At 61.6% G+C, this 1,453-nt stretch carries 2 protein-coding genes; one reads left to right on the plus strand and one right to left on the minus strand.

What is annotated here, in order from left to right; genetic code table 11:
- Nucleotides 1-23: 23 nt before the first annotated feature.
- A complete protein-coding gene (locus GQF02_RS15725; RefSeq protein ID WP_124735249.1) occupies nt 24-929 on the minus strand; it encodes a LysR family transcriptional regulator in 906 nt (301 codons plus the stop codon).
- A gap of 111 nt (nt 930-1,040) precedes the next feature.
- On the opposite strand from GQF02_RS15725, the gene GQF02_RS15730 reads away from it, so the two are divergent.
- Nucleotides 1,041-1,453 (plus strand): FMN-dependent NADH-azoreductase (locus GQF02_RS15730; RefSeq protein ID WP_160798398.1); only part of this gene is annotated, 413 nt, incomplete at its 3' end.

A 1,453-nucleotide genomic window follows, 5' to 3' on the forward strand; every position in this document is an offset into this window, starting at 1 on the left:
GCGATTACCACGTCTGGCGAGTTTCACTTGCTCGTGCCACGCATGAGTTCCTCCAGCGCAGCCAGGAAAACCCGGGTGCGTGCAGGGATCAGGCGTCGACCCGGCATTACTGCCCAGACCGTCATGACCGGCAATTGCCAGTCCGGCAGGACGCGGACCAGGTGTCCGGTTGCGACCGCATCTGTCACGAAGCCTGCAGACAGACCCGCAATGCCGAGACCGTGCGTGGTAAGCAGGCGCAGCAGGCTGACCGAATTGGCCGCCAACGGCCCGGCAGGTAGGCCCTCCCAACTATCAGGCCCTCTATTGAGACGCCAGCGCTCAGGCTCACCCGTGCTGCCAACCAATTGCAGTGCGGTGTGTCCTGTCAGATCCTCAGGATGCTGTGGCGTGCCGAATTTTTTCAGATAAGCAGGGCTGGCGTACAGACCACTACAAAGATCACAGAGCCGGCGCGCGACCAAAGTGGCATCGTCCGGCAGGCGGGTGGCCACGCGCAGTGCGAGATCGAACTGCTCGCCGATCAGGTCGACGCGGCGCGGGGAGAGATCGAGTTCCAGCTTGACTTCGGGATAGCTTGCGGCGAATTGCAGGAACAAAGGGCCGAGTACCCATTCTCCGAAGTCGGAAGGCATGGATACCCGCAAGCGTCCACGAACTGCGGCCTGACGGTGCTGGGCGTAGGCGCTGACCGCCTCGGTTTCTTCCTGCAGACGGCGCGCGTGCTCGAGAATGTCGGTGCCGAACTCGGTCAGGGTCAGACGCCGCGTACTTCGAGTGAGCAGGCGCTCGCCCAGGCGTACTTCGAGCGCAGCGATGCGGCGTGACACCGTGGACTTGGGCAAGCCTGCACGCTCGGCCGCCAGCGAGAAGCTGCCGGCATCTATGACGCGAGCAAATAGCAGGAGGTCATTGGCATCGAGAAACATGATTGATTGTTGCTTTGGTGGAACAATGCTATCCATTCTATAGTCTTCTGGTGCTCGGTTGCGAGGGATACAGTGGCGTTACTTCCTCCCTCAACCCCAAGAAACCACACCATGAACATCCTGCAAATTAATTCCAGCGTCCGCGGCGATGCCTCTGCGTCCACCCGCCTCGCCAACAGTATCGTCGCCAACCTGAAAACACTGACCCCCACCGCCACCCTGACCGTGCGCGAAACAGGTCAGCAACCGATCCTCGATGACGCCGCGCTGGGCGCGCTGTTCACCCCAGCCGAACAGCGCACGCCTGAGCAGGCTGCGCGCGTGGCCATTGATGATGCGACCATCGCCGAAGTGCAGGCTGCAGATGTGATCGTGATCGGCGTGCCGATGTACAACTTCGGCGTGCCGGTGCAACTGAAGGCCTGGATTGACGCGATCGCCAAGGCAGGCGTGACCTTCCGCTATACCGCCAATGGCCCGGAAGGTCTGCTCAAGGACAAGAAGGTCTATCTGGCGCTGGCACG

The sequence above is a fragment of the Craterilacuibacter sinensis genome (genome assembly GCF_009831765.1).
GTDB classification, from domain to species: domain Bacteria; phylum Pseudomonadota; class Gammaproteobacteria; order Burkholderiales; family Chromobacteriaceae; genus Craterilacuibacter; species Craterilacuibacter sinensis.